This window comes from Tsuneonella suprasediminis (assembly GCF_003605755.1).
In the GTDB taxonomy this organism is placed as follows: Bacteria; Pseudomonadota; Alphaproteobacteria; order Sphingomonadales; family Sphingomonadaceae; genus Tsuneonella; species Tsuneonella suprasediminis.
The window spans coordinates 23501-40568 of the sequence record NZ_RAHJ01000008.1; the positions used below are offsets into that span (position 1 = coordinate 23501).

Consider the following 17068-nt stretch of genomic DNA (forward strand, 5'->3'; position numbering starts at 1 on the left):
ATGAGCCAGACCGCAACCAGAACCAGCACTTACACCACGGCCGATATCGAGAAGGTCGTCACCCGTGTGCGCTCCGACCTGATGATGATCGGTGACAGTACGGGCGCATGGCCCCCCGAAAAGGCGCGCCAATATGCGCACGACATCGAACTGCTCGCCAAGGAAGGCTATCTCAAATCCGTCGATGTTACCCTCTTCAGCGGCGACGCCGAAATCTGCGCCACGCGCTTCGAGGTCAATACCGACGCATCAAGCTGGACGTCGAGCCGCCCCGGCGGGGTTTTGTGGCCCCGTATCGCCAATTCCTACCTTCGCATCATCCTCTCCTATACGAGTGACTACGACGACGAAGCGCGGGCCAGAATGAAATCCAAGCTCGACATCAACTGGGTTAAGTCGACAGACGATACCAGCCACTGGATGCTGACCAACAAGGGTGGGCGAGACTATGCCAGCAACAGCTATGGCGTGCAGCGCAAGGACTGGGCCGCATGAGCGAACCAAGTCCCTTCGAGAACGAGACGGCGCTCCCCGACGAACTGCTGTTCGCGCGGGAGAAGACCCTGTTGGGCTTCAAGCCCCGCTTCGATAAAATTCATGACCAGCTGCGCCTGTTGCTCAACAGCGGCGAACTGCAGGCGTGGAACAAGAAGCATCACAAGGGCAAGCTTGCGGTGGCCGAGCTTGTCGCCGAACAATATCCGCTGGTGATATTTCATGGCGATATCGGCACCGGCAAGACCGCTATGGCTGAATGTATCGCCAATCGCCTTGTTGCCGAATCCCGCAGCGAGGATTCGATCCTTTTCAAGCTCAGCAACCGCGTTCGTGGCGGCGGCCTCGTCGGTGAAATGGGCACGCTCTTGGCCGATGCCTTCCACAAGGTCGCGCAATCGGCTGGCAAACATCGCCGCGCCATTCTGATCATCGACGAGGGCGACAGTCTTGGTGCCTCCCGCGCGCAGGATCACAGCCACCATGAAGACAAGGTGGCGGTCAACACGCTCATCCAAGGCGTTGATCGTCTGCGCGACTATGGCGGCCGCGTCGTTGTCTTCCTCTGCACCAACCGCCTCTCGGTCCTCGACCCGGCCCTGCACCGCCGCGCGGCGATCATCGAGGAATTCCGTCGACCGGACGCAGAGCAGCGCAAGGCGCTGTTCGAAATGGACCTCGGCGCACTTGAACTTGACGCGATACAACTTGAGGCACTTGTCAAGGCGACGGGCGAGCAGAACGATAACCCCGCCTGGACCTATTCGGACATTCGCACCCGTCTCTATCCCCGCGCCTTGTCCATGGCCTTTCCGGCGCAGGCGTTGAACTACGATCACCTGATCGAGGCAGCGCAGACCCTCAAGGCCTCGCCGGTTATGGAGGATCGGTGATGGCTCGCTTGCCGCTCGCCGGACGTCGCATCCACATTGCAGGCAGCATCAGCCCCGATCCGAAGATCGCAACCAAGGTCGATGTCGAAGCCGCGCGGCAGCTGGTCGAAGGCCTTGTCAGGACGCTGATCAAGCGCGGTGCCAACTTTCTCATTCCGATAGACGTCGACAAGCGCCGCGATGCCGACGCCATGCCCATCTGTTTCGACTGGCTAGTCTGGCAGACGCTACATGCCAATCTCGTTCGGCGCCCCGGCGACATTGCCGGCCCGCTCGCCATCGCTGTCCAGCACTACAAGACCGAAGACCAGATCCCCGAGGATCAGGCGGAGCTATGGGATCGGTTGCGCGATAGCCCGCTGGTCGAGATCGAAAACGCCGCGCAATGGAACATGAACAGCAAGCGGATGGAAATCCAGGCGCGATCAGGCGATATCTTGATTACGCTCGGTGGCGGTGAAGGAGTGCTCTATCTCGCCAATCTCTATCATGCCGCGGGCAAGCCAGTGATACCGCTCGATCTGCCTCTCACCACAGACCATGAAGGGGCACGCCAGCTCTATCGGTTCGGGCTGCAGCCCGCTCAAGCCGAACGTCTGTTCCGCACAAATGACGACCAAAATTCGCATGCCTGGCTCAATCGCATCCGCTTCCCGGCACGGCAGAAAGTCGACGAGCGAGTTAATCAGCTCATCGAACTGCTCGAAGCATTGGAGCCACCGCGGGCCTTCGCTGTCCGGCTGCTCAATGACAAGCACCCGGACTATCGCCCGGTCGAAGACCATTTTGAGACCGTCGTTCGCCCGATCATCGAGGGCGAATTGGGCTATCGTCTTGTCGTGATCGATGGCGAACAGGCCTTCGACTATCCTCGCGTCGACCAGGAGATTTTCGAAAAGCTTCATCGTAGCAGAGTGGTACTGGCCGACATCACCGGCGGGCGCCCCAATTGCTTTCTTGAACTCGGCTATGCTTTCGGGCGCGCGCTACCGACGATGGTGATGGGACGTGCTGGCACGGACTTGCCTTTCGACATTACGACCTTTTCTGGCCTCCTTTGGGATGACAGTTTATCGCTGAAGGAGCGTCGGGATGCGTTTCGAACTCACTGGCAGGCGATCCGCAATCGTCCGCCCCTGGTCTCCCCGGAGCCTTTGATCTGATGACTGTGTTCGAGGAGATATTCATCTCGGTCGATGTTGAGACATCGGGGCCGATCCCCGGTGAATTCAGTCTACTGTCGATTGGTGCATGCGCCGTCGATAGACCCGATCAGCGTTTCGAATGCCTACTGAAGCCGATCACAGACCGGGCCGATCCCAAGGCGCTTGAGGTCAGTGGCTTGTCGCTGGAGATCCTGCAACACACCGGGCTCGAACCCGTCCAAGCTATGGAGCGCTTCGAGATCTGGGTTGGCCAGATGGTCGGAGAGACTGGCACCCCCGTATTTGTCGGCTTCAACGCGCCCTTCGACTGGTCCTTCGTGAACTACTATTTTCACCGTTTTCTTCGCCGAAATCCGTTCGGCTTCACCGCTCTCGACATCAAGGCCTACTACATGGGATCTGCCGGAACGAGCTGGGAGGCGACGCGCTCAAGCAAGATGCGCAAGCAGTTGGGTGCAGCCCTGGAAGGCGATCACGATCCGCTCAACGATGCACTCGCACAGGCGGAACTCTTCCGTTTGGCGCGCACGAAGAGGTGACACAACCAGATGTCATTGCGGGTGATACGAACGTGCGTGGTCAGGAGTAACTCTGCGAACAGAAAATCAGCGTGACCTCTCATCCGCAAAATGGCAGGCAGTAAGGATGTCGATTGTCTGGAAAATCATCCGCATTATCGCGCTTTACGTCGTCTCTTTCTTTGTTTGCGTAATAATCGCGGCAATTGCATTGGACAGTCTACCCGATGCGCTTGAAGCATTGTTTGCACTCCTCGCGCCGATTGCTTTCATCTGGTGGTACGAAAAGCGTCGCGCAACCAAAATCTCAGAGCGGGAGGTACTCGCAAATAGCCCTGTCCCGCTGGGGAGAGAAGACGAACAACTGAGCCAACCCGGAGCATACCAGCCGCGACAGAATAATGCCGAGCTTATCCGGGCCGGGCAGCAAGCGAGAGCCGAACTTGAAGCGGCGGCGGAGCGAAGGACCGCTGAAAAGCAGACCCGGCAAAGCCAAGCGAACCAATTTCTAAATCAGCATTCGAAGCCCAAAAAGCCGAAGGAAAAGCCACTGGCAAGGTCGCAAGGTTGGGTGCGCAAAGGGCAAGCCGTCACCATTGCAGATCGCACCATCGATGGGATGGTTTACGTCGGCACCCCTCCACGGATTGGCTCCTCATACTATGGTGAGAGTTGTCGAGCGTATATCGATCCATCGTTATCCGTCGCGCGGTCCGGGTCGGACAAGAATGGCGATAACATGTCATATTGGCCGGGGTACTCGAGCATTCCTGCCGTGTGCAGGGCCACCTATCTCGACTGGCTGGCTGGTGGTCGCCAAGATGGGACGATCAATCCCGGCTACATGTTTCTGTTCTTCTATGGTCTGGAGCGCAGATTTCTGGTCGATCAACCACCCGACGACGAGAAGCAGGAAATAGTTGCAGAGGTTGAACGGCTGAAAGTTCTTTTCGCCGATAACTACTCCGCCCAAAGGTATCTCGGTGAGTTCCTCGACATCGCGCGTATCATGGCGATGGGCGGCATCTCCTTAGACGATGCGACACTCAAGCAGGCGATCCTTGAGAACCGTAGCTGGGACTTGCCATTTTCGCTGAAGTTCGCGCTCGGCGGCATGATCGCCGAAGGCAAAGCCTTCGATGCCGAATGGCTGCATCTCTGGCTGCATTGCCACCCAGAGCGACGCCTTCGCACTCCAGCCGAGCGTTGCGGTGACGAATTCAAGGCACTTTTCAAATTGAAGTTCGACGCGCTTTATCCTGATGGCTTGAAAGTTCGAACGCCTCGCAAGCTTCTGAAAATGGACTATCGTGCTGCATCCAGCGAGTTCAATTGCTCGGTCAATCTCACGGCGGGAGATGGCGGAGATGTGGCGATCCCCGACGTTACTGATTTGCGGTCGCCAGTGCAGAAGGCGCAGAAAATCGCAGATGAGGCTATGGATGAACTCGACAAGTTCAGCCGGTATCTTGGACGAAATCCAGATGGCCGTGGGAGCATTGAAGCACAGGCGCTGCTACCTGCTGAGCTTTGGGGTCTGTTCCCGTCAGAAGAGTTGGAAGAACTCAAGGACTGGGCGCGCGAACAAGTAGCCGCAGGCGGGTTGGTCCCAGCACTTGATGTGATCTCGCGCCTGGAAGGAGAAACGCGGGAGAAGCTCGGCAAGCGGAACTTGACTGGCGCAGCAGATGCACTCGCCCGGATCGGCTTCGGCATGGCTCCCGACCCAAGATTTTCACTGCGTGGACCGAAGATCGACGAACCCGTTGTGATCTTCGAACTCGGCGAGCCGGTCGAACAGCTTGAAGACGTCTCCCCGGCCTATCGAACCGAATTGTTCGAACTAGCGCTGGCGACCTTCGTGGCACATGCCGATAGTAAGATCGTGGAAGCAGAGCGCCGAGCCCTCCGCAACAAGGTCGAGGCAACTAAAGGGCTGACAGAGCTAGAACGAAAGCGACTTCACGCCAACCTCGAATGGTATCTCGATGTTCCGCCGGACATGTCATGGCTGCGCAGTAAGCTGAAAGATGCAGATGCAGAGCATCATCTCGCTTTGCGCGCGGCAGTTGTCGCGATTGCCCATGCTGATGGCGTTATTCAGTCCGATGAAGTCGCCAGTATTGAGAAAATTTACAAGGCATTAGGAATCGATGCTGGCCTCGTCTACGCTGACCTTCATGCCGGAGACGTTGCCGATGGCCCTGTCCGGGTCAAGGCCGCCGAAGCGGAGGTCCCCGGCGAACAAATCCCCGATGAACCAAAGGCAAAGGCGGCCTCCCTCGATGCGGCGCGTATTGCCGCTATTCGAAATGACACCGAGCGCGTTTCAAGCGTACTGGGCGAGATTTTTTCGACCGACGAAGACGTGAGCGACGAGGCCACCGCAGCACATGCTTTTCCATCATCAATGGCTGGCCTCGATCCCAAGCACGCGATGCTTGTGGAGCAGATAATCCAGCGCGAACACTGGACTGACGAAGAGTTTGACGAGATCGCCGGTAAGCAAGGGCTCATGCCCTCTGGCGCGCTTGAGGTAGTCAATGAGTGGGCTTTCGATAAGTTCGATGAAGCATTGCTCGATGAATATGACGGATATGACGTATCGCCGGACATAGCTGATACGTTGAGAGCCGAGATGGCGAAGGGGGATTAATTCATGTCGAGACTGAAGCCGCGCGAACGCGACGCTATTGTTCAGGCGCTACGCGCGGGTGTTGTTCCCAAATTGGGGCTTCGGCACATCCAAGTCGGACGAGCGCGTGAGATCGAAGAACTCGTCAAGGACATGGACCGGATCGCCGATGGCGGTTCAGCCATTCGTTTCATCATCGGCGAGTATGGCTCCGGCAAGACCTTCTTCATGAACCTGATCCGGCTTGTGGCGCTCGAAAAGGGATTGGTCGTCATGTTTGCCGACCTTGCTCCGGATCGACGCATCCATGCGACTGGCGGGCAAGCACGGGGCCTCTACGCGGAGATGGCGCGAAATCTTGCCACCCGGACCAAGCCAGATGGTGGTGCATTGTCGAATGTTGTCGAACGCTTTGTCAGCCAGGCCCAGCACGATGCCGAGGCGCAAGAACAATCGACAGATGACATCATTCGCCAGCGCCTTGCCCATTTCGAGGAGCTGACAGGAGGCTTCGACTTCGCGCAGGTGATCCGCCGGTATTGGGAGGGACATGAAACCGGCGATGAAGAACTGAAATCGGCAGCAATTCGATGGCTGCGCGGCGAATTTGCGACCAAGACCGATGCTCGCAAGGCTCTCGGTGTTCGCACCATCGTCAATGACGCCAGCGTCTACGACCACCTCAAACTGATGTCGGCATTTGTCTGTGAAGCGGGCTACAAGGGCCTGCTCGTTGGCCTGGACGAGATGGTCAACCTTTACAAGCTGACTTCATCGCAAGCCCGCAATGCCAACTATGAGCAAATCCTGCGCATCCTGAACGACGTTCTGCAAGGGAGCGCGGAGAACCTTGGGTTCCTCATGGGAGGAACGCCGGAATTCCTCATGAACACGCGGCGCGGCCTCTACAGCTATGAGGCCCTCCAATCTCGCCTCGCAGAGAACACCTTTGCGCGTGACGGACTGGTCGATCTCTCCGGACCGGTCATTCGACTGGCCAGCCTTACGCCCGAGGACCTTTTCGTGCTTTTGGCCAACATTCGCGCCGTCATGCAGGGCGATGAAGCAATCCTGCCAGACCACGCCTTGGAAGCGTTCATGGCACACTGCTCGGACAGGATCGGGGAAGCCTATTTCAGAACCCCCCGGAACACGGTCACGGCTTTCGTGAATCTTTTGGCGGTGCTCGAACAAAACCCCGGCGTCGAATGGTCGGACCTCATCGAAGAACTCGACGTGGCGGAGGATTCTGGTGACGACATGAGCGACGTGGATGAGAGCGTTGGCGCTGTTCCCGAGAGTGACGAGCTAGCCAGCTTCCGACTGTGAGCACGGCGTTCGACAAGCTAGCTCGACCGATCCAGAAATGGATTCGTCAGCAAGGCTGGAAGGAACTGCGCGATATTCAGGCGCGCGCAACGCACGTGCTTATGGACGGCAATCGCGACCTGATTGTCGCTGCCAGCACCGCCGGAGGCAAGACTGAAGCCGCATTTCTCCCGCTACTGTCCCAGGTGCTCGATGAACCCAGTGAGAACTCCGGATTTGATGTTCTGTATGTCGCACCGCTGAAGGCGCTCATCACCGACCAAGCGCGGCGACTTGAAGACATCTGTCGCGATACAGACTTGCCTATTACACCGTGGCATGGCGACGTTTCGTCATCGGTGAAGGCTAAGGCAACCAAACGACCGAAGGGCGTGCTGCTAATCACCCCGGAGTCACTTGAAGCGCTATTCATTCGACGCGGATTGGAGATTCCGAGGCTATTTGGCGCGACGCGCGCAGTCATTCTCGATGAATTGCATTCGGTCCTCGACAGTGAGCGCGGTATCCAGATGCGTTCGCTTCTCACGCGTCTCGAAATTGCTCTCAAGAGACCTATTCGCCGGGTCGGTTTGTCGGCCACACTCGGAGATATGGAGCTGGCAAAGGCCTATCTTCGTCCTGACAGCCCTGGCGAAGTCGAGCAGGTCATTGCCGAGGGCGGATCAGCCGAATTGCAGCTCCAGCTGCGCGGCTACGTTGCTGGCGACAAGGACGACGATGGCCCTTCCGCGACGGATGCCATTGCTCAGCATCTATTCGAACACCTGAGAGGCAGCGACAATCTTGTTTTCGGCGGAGCGCGTCAGGCAGTTGAAATCTACTCAGATCGATTGCGCGCACTTTGCGAAAAGGAACACCTGCCGCAGGAGTTTTACCCTCACCACGCCAGCCTATCGCGCGAGCATCGAGACTTCGTCGAACGCCGTCTGAAAGATGGTACTGCGCCAACGACCGCTGTCTGTACGTCCACGTTGGAATTGGGAATCGACATTGGCGATGTGACCTCTGTCGGCCAGATCGGCGCACCGTTCAGCGTAGCTTCGCTCAGGCAAAGGCTTGGCCGATCAGGACGGCGACCGGGAAAGCCAGCCATTCTTCGGCAATACGCCGTTGAGGCGAAGCTCACGTCTACTAGTAATTTTTCGGACCGTCTTCGCCTTGGCATGGTGCGCGCCATTGCGATGATCGAATTGCTACTGGAAGGCTGGTGCGAACCGCCGCAACGCGAGGCACTACACCTCTCGACCCTTGTCCACCAAATTCTGTCAGTGATTGCCGAGCGTGGGGGAATTCGAGCGCAACATCTATACGGAATACTCTGCCAGAACGGACCGTTTCGTCAGGTCGATATTCAACTCTTTCTGGAGGTGTTGCGGGCGCTCGGGCATCCAGAGACGGCGCTCATCGAGCAAGCTAGTGATGGACTACTGCTGCTCGGCGCAATGGGCGAAAAATTGGTCGGGCATTACAGCTTCTATGCCGTATTCCAGACGCCGGAGGAATACCGGCTGATTACGAGCAGCAAGGAGCTCGGAACACTTCCCATCGACAACATGATCGCGCCCGGGATGCTTCTCATTTTTTCGGGCAGGCGCTGGCTGGTGCAGGAAGTTCTCGACCGGGATCGTGTCATCATGGTTGTACCGGCGAAAGCCGGAGTGCCGCCCATCTTTGGGGGTGATCCTGGCAACATCCACGACCGGGTGATCGAGCGAATGTTCAATGTTCTGGAGGGAAAAAAGCGCCCGATCTATCTTGATGCGACTGCGCTGGAGCTACTAGACGAGGCACGCAGCAGCTACAGCCAGATGCAATTTGACCCCGGAAGGATTGCGCAGCTCAGCGACAACGCTGCTGTCATAGCGACGAAAACGGGTTCCGTTCGGACAACAACCTTGGCACTCGCCCTTCGCGCGAACGGCTTCACCGTGCAGACACACGACGGGTTTCTCGAAGTGTTCGGGAAGGATGAAAGCCCGCAGTTGATCGACGCACTTTCGACCCTGGCAGATGGCAAAGAGGTGGACCTATTTGCGCATTCGCCGAACCTGTTGTTTGAGAAATTCCATCCTTACTTGACCGAGGATTTGCTGCAAAAAGATGCGCTGTCAGCACGCTTGGACGCGAATAGCTTAACCGACCTTTGTCGTTCGATCAAAGGGAACGGATAGCTACAGCATTGCCTTATACCTTTTCCCTTTTGTCTAAGCGGGATCCCGGACATCGTAGCCAATGACGTTGAAGGGAGTGGAGGCTGCGAAAATGGTCATCGCAAGACGGTGCGACGATTTTTTCTGTCATTGATCGCTTGTTTCCGATATGTTCTGAGGAGAAGTGAGATGAATGCGATCATGGCCAAATTCGATATCGACGCAACCGAGCAACAGCGCTCCCAAAGTTGGGAGGGCTTCTCGGAACTCGATCAGGCGATCCGCGATAATCGGCTGATGGAGTATCGGATCAAGAAGTCCTGGGCCGATCCTTGGGGCCGGAAGCTCACTATCACGGTCCTGCTTGTGATTGCCGCAGGTTTTGCGTACTTGGCTGGAGCATCAGCCGGGCTCTGGTGAGCCCATCTGTCACCATTCCTTCACCTCATCGGCCGACTCCGCGCTCGCACCCTGTGCGCCCTTGGTAATCGCATCGAGGCGCCCTCTGGATCCGCGGATCCGTTGGCGACCGGCATCCTGCGCGCGCAACACTTCGTCGTGAACAGTGCCTGGGTCCACCTGCGGCACGTTTCCTGCGCGCCCTCCGCCGATTTGGGCACGACCGCGGACAGATCCCGGTCCTGAGACTGCCGGGGGAGAGATTGGTTGCCCTGGCGTCAGTAAGAGCCTGTCCTTGATCCCGTCGCGCAGTTGTTCCGCGTAGCTTTCGATGAATTTGCCCTGCAGCGCCTGACCTTCCGGGCTGAGCTGGAAGGTCAGGTCATCAAACCGGACATTGCCGTAGAAGTCGCGATTGCGCTCGATCTCGACCAATCCCCACTCGCGGTAGGCCTGAGACACGTTTAGGCTGCCTGCGGCACTGTTGCCTTGGAAGAACGATGCCTGGCTTTCAAGGCGATTTGCCAGTTCCTCAGCCCGCCGCGCTTCGCGGCTGAAACTCTGTGCCTCGGTTAGCGAAGTATTCATGCCGCTCGCGGTCGACGAAATCGAGGAACTCGACGACGTGCTGACGCTACGAACAAATCCATCGCGTGTGGTCGACCAGTTCCGACTGTCCGACATTTGCGCGAGGCTGCCGAAGATTCGAGAGCGATCCTCAGATGCGATGCCGATGTCGCTATCGGTCCAAGTGCGGGTACCGCCTCCTTTCAATCCGACATTGGCAGACGCCACGCCGTTCGTGACACCAGCGCTGGCGCCGGCTTCGCCCCCAAGGAACCAAGCGGTCGAAATGTCGTCAGCAGCCCTTCGTGAGAGGCCGAACTGGCGCTGTAGGTTGGTGGATGCCTGGTCGACCTCGTTGAAGGCGGTCTGGATGCTATCGGAGTTGGATGTGCCGGTCGCGCTCTCGAAAGCCGATCCGCGGCTGAATTGGCTTCGCAGCTCGCGGAACCTCGTGACGGCGCTGGTGGTCGATTCCGTCGCAATGTTCGCATAGCTCTCGCTGTTCGAGCGGGCTTGCGATGCCATCGTCGACAGGCGCGAGGTGAACTCCTGTCCGAGGCTGGGCGTGAAGGGATAGCTTGAGTTCGGAAGCTGGTCATAGCTGGCTTCGGGGAAACTCGTCGTCATCGAGCCCGTATCGCTGAATGTCCGGGTCTGCGCCGCGCCATAGGTAAAGCTTGGCGCGATCGTCCCTTGTGCGAACTGGCGCGTCAGAACGCTCGAATTCTCGAAGCTCGTATTGCCCAGCGAGACGTTGCCCGTGCTTGCCTCGCGCGCCGCTTCCTCGGCCGCATTCTGGCTTGGATTGAGGTAGCTGGTCGCATGATGTGAAATTGCCATGGCGCCCTTGGCAACGCCGCCGGCCAGAAACGGCACCGAGGCGATGAGATAGCCTGCGAGCAGCCCGATATCGCCGTTCACATCGGCCATGCCGGTGAAGCTCGCGAGGCTCAGGCCATTGCTTCCAGCAACCGCGCTCATGTCCGTGGCCCCCTTGTACATCAGCATCATGTGCAGGATTACGAACAGCGGTCCCCATGCCGCCAGGTAGAAGAAGCCCGTCACATAGCCTTTGAGTGCCAGCGGCCCGGTCTTGGGCAGCAGGAACAAGGGGAAGAGGACAGGAAACAGGGCGTAGAAAAGCACGGTCAGCACGACATTGAGGAGCGGCACCCACTTCATCGCGTTGCTGGCAATCGAGCCATAGGTCCGCTCGGTCTGAATATCCGCACGCGTCTGGGCGTAGACGTCGACGTTGCCTGCGCCGCTCGTTGCCGCCATTGAATGCATGGCTTGGCTCATCGCGTTGATCGTCAGCGTCTGCTTGAAGATCTCGGTCGCATTGGCCGAGACCCCGGTGAGGTACTGGTAAGCCACCGGCAGGTCAGCAAAAAGCTTGGCCTTGGCGAGGGCGGCGGTCTGGTTGGGATAGAGCTGGCGTCCGAAGACCGTCCCCATGCCGTCGATCAGTCCGGCCCACTGCGCGTTCAGCGCATCATAGGCTTCGCGGCAGGTGATGATATTCGAAGTCACCTGACCGGTCCCAGTGTCGCGGGTCAGGAAGCGCTGGGCCCGCGCCTGACTGCCGGGCGCAATGGTCGTCCAGATGTCGCTGGTCTCGGCGAGCTCCTTCATCGAATAGCGGCCAAGCAGCACGTCGTAGAAGACGCATTGCCGGAAGTGCTCGTCGAGATTGGCCGCAAATTCCGGGTCGGAAATGCGCAAGGACCGCGTAGCATCGTAGAGCCGCGCGCCGTAGATCATGCCGTTCTTCGAGTAGTTGAGATCGCCCGGCAGCCCGAACACCACCTCGGCCGAGCCGGTCAGGTAGTCGCCTACCTGGCTCGTGAAGCTCGCCATCAGCGCAAGCCCCAGCGGCACATTGCTGACATTGGCGGGAGCGAGACTGGGGTTAAGCCGGTCGGTCACATGGACGTCGAGCCGCGGCACCATCAGGCACGAATAGATCAGCGTCGCGCCAAGGAACCAGTTGATCCAGGCCCGCCAGTCCTGATTGAACGCCAGCGTGATGGCGGACAGGCCAAGCCCCATGACCATGACGACCTGAAGGAGGCTCTTGTAGCCCCCATTTCCCGTCCAGGCGGCGACCGCCTGGAAAACATTGACCAGGTAGTCGCCGCCGCCAACTGTGAAAATCTCGACCATGATGCTGGGCTCCCGCCGCTTTCGGCGCGCTGAAAGGGATCAGTGGGTAAGGGCGCGCGACTGCACACCGCGCGACCAGTCGAGCGAGGCGGCCATGCCCGGCGACATCGATGCGGCGAGCACGTTCTCGATGAACGCGGTTTTCTCGATGATCTGCATGATGGCATTGACCTTCAGATGCGTGTTCGCCTGCCTGTCGGCGAGTGCCTGCCGGACGACATTTACCTGGCCCTGCCACATCGCGATCTTGGCCTCGTCCGCGCCGATGAAGCTCGACATTGAGCGGCCCGCTTCGCTGACGATCCGGTCGAGGACGGCGAAGAGAAGATCGACGCTCGCGATCTCCGCCAGTGTCTCGCGATCGTCGGTTGGCATGCCGCGGCCATAGGCCGCCTGGACCGTGAGGATCTTGTAGAGCGGGATCGAAGCGACCTGGAGCAGCTCTTTCTGTGCATCGGTGATCGCGGTATCCTCATGGATCGCCTGGACCATACCGGCAATCAGGGCTGCAACCCGCGGCCGCAGCGCCTTGGACGCGGGAAGGCTGAGCGACTTGAAGCCTGGATCGAGGCACTTGTCCGGCTCGTCGCAATCGAAGATCAGGACGTTCCCGTTGCTCGTCCCATCGAGTAGTGAGGTGACCAGCGTCGAGGACGCTTCCCCGACGATCGGCACGAACTTGCCAGGCTCGTCGTCCTTGGGCGGGACGTAGATGATCGTCCCCAGCAGTGTCATTGCATATTCGGCGAGTTCCTCGTCGAAGGTGCCATTCGGTGAAAAGAACGCGGACTTCTTGAGGATCGTCCAGGTGTAGTTTCTCGCCACGGCGGGATTGACGTCGTCATATTTGCCCGAGCCCTGCGCCGTCGTGCTCGACCGCTGGCCCTTGGTGCCGCACCCGTGCTTGGCGGCTGCATAGTCGGTGAAGATGCCTTCCGAATTGCCGATCGCCTCGCAGATCGCCTTGTCGGCCAGATCGCCCTTGGGCCAGATGCCGCCCACCAGCCCCTGCGCCATTTCGCAGGAGTTGATGTTGAGGTTGTTCATGAGCTGAGCCTTCTGACTGAACTCCTGCATGATCTTCGAACATTCCGGGCAGACCGTGTCGATCGCCAGGCTGAAAGCGAAGCCAACTGCATTGTTGGCGACAGCCTTCAGCATTGCGACGATCTCGCTCGCGTTGATGAAGCTGAAGGATCCGGCAAAGATGTCGATACCGCCGCAGCCCGCACGGGCGCGCGGCAGCTGCAGATTGGCGATGTTGGTCGTCTTCTGCGGGAAGCGCGTCCAGACATTGCCGAGGCTGTAATAGCCTGCCGACTGTCCCTGAAACGCGGTCGGCCCATTGACGTTGGCGGCGCCGCCAACATCATTGAGGAACGAGTCCATCGAACTGCCGACATCGGCCGATGCGCTGGTCAGGGGCAGGGTGGCCGCGAGGATCGCGGCGACGGCACGTTTCATCCTAGTAGTCACGTCCGGCTTCCTTCGATGTGAGGAGGTAAATGCGGTCCTGAAGCTCGTCGGCGCTCATCACGCCGTAGCCGATCGGGATGGGTTGGCCCTTGGCGGCATCCCACAGCACGACCGCCGGCGTGACCTTAGGCTCAAGCCCCATGCGGCTGCGCTGGTTGGTCTCGACCGTGTAGTTCGGGAAATGGCGCGAGGGGCCGCCGTCGGTCGAAATCGCGCGCACCGTGATGTGCCAGGTCGACGCAACGCTCTGGACGATCGGCGACATGACTTCGCAGGCGCCGCAGCTCTGGGCGAAGAAGTAGAACAGCCCGTAGCGTTCGGACAGCTGCGCCATCACCGCATTGCGCTCGGCATTGCGCGAGTCTTGCCACTGGCGCTTGCCGAGCGTCGAGACTGGACGCTGGAGCGTATAGTCGAGGTCAGGATCCTGCCAGATTGCCCGCTGCCATACATCGCTGAACAGCGATGCCCGGTCGAGCTGGGCGCGCTGAAAGCGGATATAGGCCGTCACATTGGCCGGCGTCGGTTCAAGGATCGCCTTGGCTTTCAGTTCGCGCAGGTTTGCGGTGATGGCATCGAGCTGGCTCGTCGCACTCGGAGCGGGCTCGGAGGCATCCTCCTGCACTTCGGGCGGCCTGGGCCTGGCGCAATAGAACCAGTACCCAAGGCGCCGCTCCTCGCAGTAGAAGCTGTCCTGGCTGTCGCTGGTCGTGACCAGCGGCGGTTCCTGCCCGCGGGCCGGAGCACTGAGCGCGGGCGCAACGGCGGTGAGCGAGAGGCAGGCGGCAAGCAGCCGCCGGGCGGCCTTATTGGCTGGCGCGGGCATAATAGTCCTCGATTTTCTGCTGGATTTCGGTGGCGGCCTGGAGCTCGTCGGGCAGGCGCGCGGCGTCGGTGAATTCGGCGTAGACCTCGCTGAAATCCATCTTCGAAAGATCGAGCCGCGAGAACTCGTCGATGGTGAAGCCAAGGCACTGCTCGGTCTTGGGCTTGCCCCAGGGCTTGTTCAGTTGCTGGCGGCCCTGTTCCTGCAGGATCCGCGAAAGCTTGGATTCAAAGCAGCAATAGACCTTCTTCTTGGTGAGGCAGACGCCCAGGAAGCTGTCCGAGCAATAGGTCCCGACATAGGCGCACAGACCTTGCGCATCGCGCTGGTGAAGCAGCATTTCCTCGCGGCTGCAGCCGAGCGCGACAAGCAGCTGGATACCCGGAATGAGCGGGAAACCCTTGCCCTTGCAGCAATTGAGCACGCCGAAGACCTTGGACGAGCAGGTGTTGCGCGTACCCTTGAACAGGGTGAGCGTGTCGGGATCGAACTCGCGCCGTGCCTGGTCCATCGCGTTGAGCGCGACAACCGCGTCCTTGAACTCGTCATTGGCCTCGCGCTCGATCGTCTCGCACGAGCCATCGATGCAATAGACGTCGCCGTCGCAGATGAACTGGCTGGTATCGGCAGGCTGGTCCGGGACAGGGCAGTCGTAGACCCGCTCCCAGGTTCGACAGGGCTCACCCGAAAGGCAGTCTTCGCGCACCAGCGAGCAGCCGGGCGTGCTTTCCAGCGTCTGGCAGTCCTGAGCTTGCGTAAATTGGGCGCAGGTATAGCTGCGCGACCACGCCCAGCAGGGCTGGGTGACCGCGATGCCGTCGACGATCCGGGTGACGGGATCGCTGTCGGTGCAGGTCTCGGTGTCCTGCTGGCATGAATTGTCCGCGTCAAGGCCCGCGCACTGGCTTTCATCGCGGCTCGTCGTGACGACGTTCTCGCCGGTCACGGTGTAGGGCGTCGCGCCATCGACAGGTGCAGTGCAGCTCAAGAGATCGACGCGCAGGTCGCCCGAGTTGCAGCCCCAGTAGATGCCGAGATAGGGATCGCACAGATTGATCGGATAGGACTGCGTGACCGTGCACTGCGGCGCCGGGTAGCGATTGCAATTGTAGATCGACGCCGGATCGACGCCGCTCCCGCCGACGCAGTAGTAGCCATAGACCTGCCGCTGCTCGATCGTGGCATTCAGCGTCACCGGGCAGCTTCTGGTCTCCTGGGTCGCGGTATAGCCGACGTTGCAGGTCGCCATGTAGCGCGCTGCAGTGCCGGTTCCCGGAGGCAGGGGGACGCAGCGGCCCTGGCTCCCGCTGATGCTCATGCCGCTCGTGTAGGAGAGCGGATCGTCGTTGATGACATTGCTGCGCGCGACAACCGCGTCGAGGTCCTGGGGCGGGAACTGCGCACGGCGATCCATGGAATCGCGCATGGTCCGGTAGCCAGTGTTCGCCGTTGCCTGGCTCGCGGCTTCACGCGCCATCCGGTCGGGATCATCGAAATAGCCCGACTGGTTCGGCACTCCCCCGAAATTGGGAATGCGGTTTGCATCCGGGTCGGTTGTCGCCGCGCTCTGCGCTGCGGCCGCCTGGTCGCGCCCGAACGCCTTGCCGTCAGCCTTGGCGGCATCGGTTGTGGTCTGGGCCGAGACGCTTGCCGGCAGACAGGCGCAGGCGAGGCAGAAAAGGGGGAGGAGAAGCCGCTTCATGGGTCACTCCGTTGCAGGCGGGCAAGATGCTGGGATGCGAGAAGGGCGCCGGGGCCACCGCCTTGGGCGAAGGTTTCGAGCGCATAGGACACGCTGACATTACCGCTCATCCGGTCGTGGGGCGGAACCTGGGTCCGGCAATCGAAGCCATCGCAGAGATCGAAATCGCTGCTGGTCACCACATAGGTCGGGACCGCCTCGATCCCGAAGGCGCGAAACAGGCGCGGATCGATGCCGACCGCGTCGAGCTTGCCGCCGTCCCCTGCGACTTTCGCGAGCGCCGCAGTCAGGGTCTTGGCGCTGCCTCCTGGCAGCCCGCGAAGCACGACCACACCGCCTGCGCGGGCGACGTCGTCCGCCATGGCGCGCAAGGCTGCCGGCGGCATCGAGAGCGAAGCGAAGGCGATGAAGCGGGGTGCTTCACCCAAGCCCTCGCTGGCCATGGTGCCCGCGTCGGCCACCATCTTGTCGAAGTCGAAGACGTCCTCACTTTCTGGCCGCGCGGTTCTTGCCGCCTGCTCGGTGTAGCGCTTGCCGTGCGCCTGGGCTTCGGCGGCGCTGGCATTGGCGTGGCCAAGGACCGCTTCGGCGCGCGCGCGGGCACTGGCGGCAAGCGCATCGGCTTCGCTCGCCTCGACCTTGGCGCGGGCGCGTATCGCTTCGAGATCGAGCTCCGGCTCGCTCGTCTGCGCTGCGGCTCCCGCCATGGCGGTGGCGCCAGTGATCGACGCAATTACAAGGAGATG

Annotated in this window: 13 protein-coding genes; 8 read left to right on the top strand and 5 right to left on the bottom strand. The window is 60.0% G+C overall.

Annotation, left to right across the window (positions count from 1 at the left end; all coding sequences use genetic code 11):
- From D6858_RS02355 to D6858_RS02390, 8 genes are all read left to right on the top strand, one after another.
- The gene (locus D6858_RS02355) at positions 1-495 is read left to right on the top strand and encodes an HORMA-1 domain-containing protein (RefSeq protein ID WP_120106846.1); all 495 of its coding nucleotides are present in this window, start codon (positions 1-3) and stop codon (positions 493-495) included.
- Positions 492-1388 carry an AAA family ATPase gene (locus D6858_RS02360; protein ID WP_120106848.1) on the top strand — a complete coding sequence of 299 codons (897 nt, stop codon included), beginning with the start codon at positions 492-494 and terminating at the stop codon, positions 1386-1388. The genes D6858_RS02355 and D6858_RS02360 overlap by 4 nt, the downstream gene beginning before the upstream one ends.
- Positions 1388-2551: a hypothetical protein gene (locus tag D6858_RS02365; RefSeq protein WP_120106850.1), complete on the top strand. Its 1164-nt coding sequence runs from the start codon at positions 1388-1390 to the stop codon at positions 2549-2551. The genes D6858_RS02360 and D6858_RS02365 overlap by 1 nt, the downstream gene beginning before the upstream one ends.
- Complete coding sequence (locus D6858_RS02370) at positions 2551-3093, top strand: 3'-5' exonuclease (RefSeq protein WP_120106852.1); 543 nt, start codon at positions 2551-2553, stop codon at positions 3091-3093. Before D6858_RS02365 ends, D6858_RS02370 begins: the two co-directional genes overlap by 1 nt.
- A gap of 106 nt (positions 3094-3199) precedes the next feature.
- Complete coding sequence (locus tag D6858_RS02375; protein ID WP_120106854.1) at positions 3200-5728, top strand: tellurite resistance TerB family protein; 2529 nt, start codon at positions 3200-3202, stop codon at positions 5726-5728.
- A 3-nt stretch (positions 5729-5731) separates the two neighbouring features.
- Positions 5732-7036: an ATP-binding protein gene (locus tag D6858_RS02380; RefSeq protein ID WP_120106856.1), complete on the top strand. Its 1305-nt coding sequence runs from the start codon at positions 5732-5734 to the stop codon at positions 7034-7036.
- Entirely contained in the window at positions 7033-9207 is a 2175-nt protein-coding gene (locus tag D6858_RS02385) for a DEAD/DEAH box helicase (protein ID WP_120106858.1), read from the top strand. Before D6858_RS02380 ends, D6858_RS02385 begins: the two co-directional genes overlap by 4 nt.
- Positions 9208-9375: 168 nt before the next feature.
- Positions 9376-9606 (top strand): hypothetical protein, encoded by a 231-nt coding sequence (locus tag D6858_RS02390; protein WP_120106861.1) that lies wholly within the window; start codon positions 9376-9378, stop codon positions 9604-9606.
- Positions 9607-9615: 9 nt separating this feature from the next.
- On the opposite strand, the gene D6858_RS02395 is transcribed toward D6858_RS02390, so the two are convergent.
- Genes D6858_RS02395 through trbC form a run of 5 tightly spaced genes read right to left on the bottom strand, consistent with a single transcriptional unit; the run spans position 9616 to position 17029 of the window.
- On the bottom strand, positions 9616-12318 hold the full coding sequence (locus D6858_RS02395; RefSeq protein ID WP_120106863.1) for a conjugal transfer protein TraG N-terminal domain-containing protein: 2703 nt from the start codon (positions 12316-12318) through the stop codon (positions 9616-9618).
- A 39-nt stretch (positions 12319-12357) separates the two neighbouring features.
- The gene (locus D6858_RS02400; protein ID WP_120106865.1) at positions 12358-13782 is read right to left on the bottom strand and encodes a conjugal transfer protein TraH; all 1425 of its coding nucleotides are present in this window, start codon (positions 13780-13782) and stop codon (positions 12358-12360) included.
- A gap of 1 nt (position 13783) precedes the next feature.
- Positions 13784-14620 carry a conjugal transfer protein TraF gene (locus tag D6858_RS02405; protein ID WP_120106867.1) on the bottom strand — a complete coding sequence of 279 codons (837 nt, stop codon included), beginning with the start codon at positions 14618-14620 and terminating at the stop codon, positions 13784-13786.
- Positions 14601-16322 (bottom strand): conjugal transfer protein TraN, encoded by a 1722-nt coding sequence (locus tag D6858_RS02410; RefSeq protein ID WP_120106869.1) that lies wholly within the window; start codon positions 16320-16322, stop codon positions 14601-14603. The genes D6858_RS02405 and D6858_RS02410 overlap by 20 nt, the downstream gene beginning before the upstream one ends.
- Positions 16319-17029 (bottom strand): type-F conjugative transfer system pilin assembly protein TrbC, encoded by a 711-nt coding sequence (trbC, locus tag D6858_RS02415; RefSeq protein ID WP_240623653.1) that lies wholly within the window; start codon positions 17027-17029, stop codon positions 16319-16321. Before trbC ends, D6858_RS02410 begins: the two co-directional genes overlap by 4 nt.
- Positions 17030-17068 lie beyond the last annotated feature (39 nt).

Coding starts and splice junctions, on each gene's coding strand:
- D6858_RS02355 (WP_120106846.1), top strand. CDS start 1: ATGAGCCAGACCGCAACCAGAACCAGCACTTACACCACGGCCGATATC.
- D6858_RS02360 (WP_120106848.1), top strand. CDS start 492: ATGAGCGAACCAAGTCCCTTCGAGAACGAGACGGCGCTCCCCGACGAA.
- D6858_RS02365 (WP_120106850.1), top strand. CDS start 1,388: ATGGCTCGCTTGCCGCTCGCCGGACGTCGCATCCACATTGCAGGCAGC.
- D6858_RS02370 (WP_120106852.1), top strand. CDS start 2,551: ATGACTGTGTTCGAGGAGATATTCATCTCGGTCGATGTTGAGACATCG.
- D6858_RS02375 (WP_120106854.1), top strand. CDS start 3,200: ATGTCGATTGTCTGGAAAATCATCCGCATTATCGCGCTTTACGTCGTC.
- D6858_RS02380 (WP_120106856.1), top strand. CDS start 5,732: ATGTCGAGACTGAAGCCGCGCGAACGCGACGCTATTGTTCAGGCGCTA.
- D6858_RS02390 (WP_120106861.1), top strand. CDS start 9,376: ATGAATGCGATCATGGCCAAATTCGATATCGACGCAACCGAGCAACAG.
- D6858_RS02395 (WP_120106863.1), bottom strand. CDS start 12,318: ATGGTCGAGATTTTCACAGTTGGCGGCGGCGACTACCTGGTCAATGTT.
- D6858_RS02400 (WP_120106865.1), bottom strand. CDS start 13,782: ATGAAACGTGCCGTCGCCGCGATCCTCGCGGCCACCCTGCCCCTGACC.
- D6858_RS02405 (WP_120106867.1), bottom strand. CDS start 14,620: ATGCCCGCGCCAGCCAATAAGGCCGCCCGGCGGCTGCTTGCCGCCTGC.
- D6858_RS02410 (WP_120106869.1), bottom strand. CDS start 16,322: ATGAAGCGGCTTCTCCTCCCCCTTTTCTGCCTCGCCTGCGCCTGTCTG.
- trbC (WP_240623653.1), bottom strand. CDS start 17,029: ATGGCGGGAGCCGCAGCGCAGACGAGCGAGCCGGAGCTCGATCTCGAA.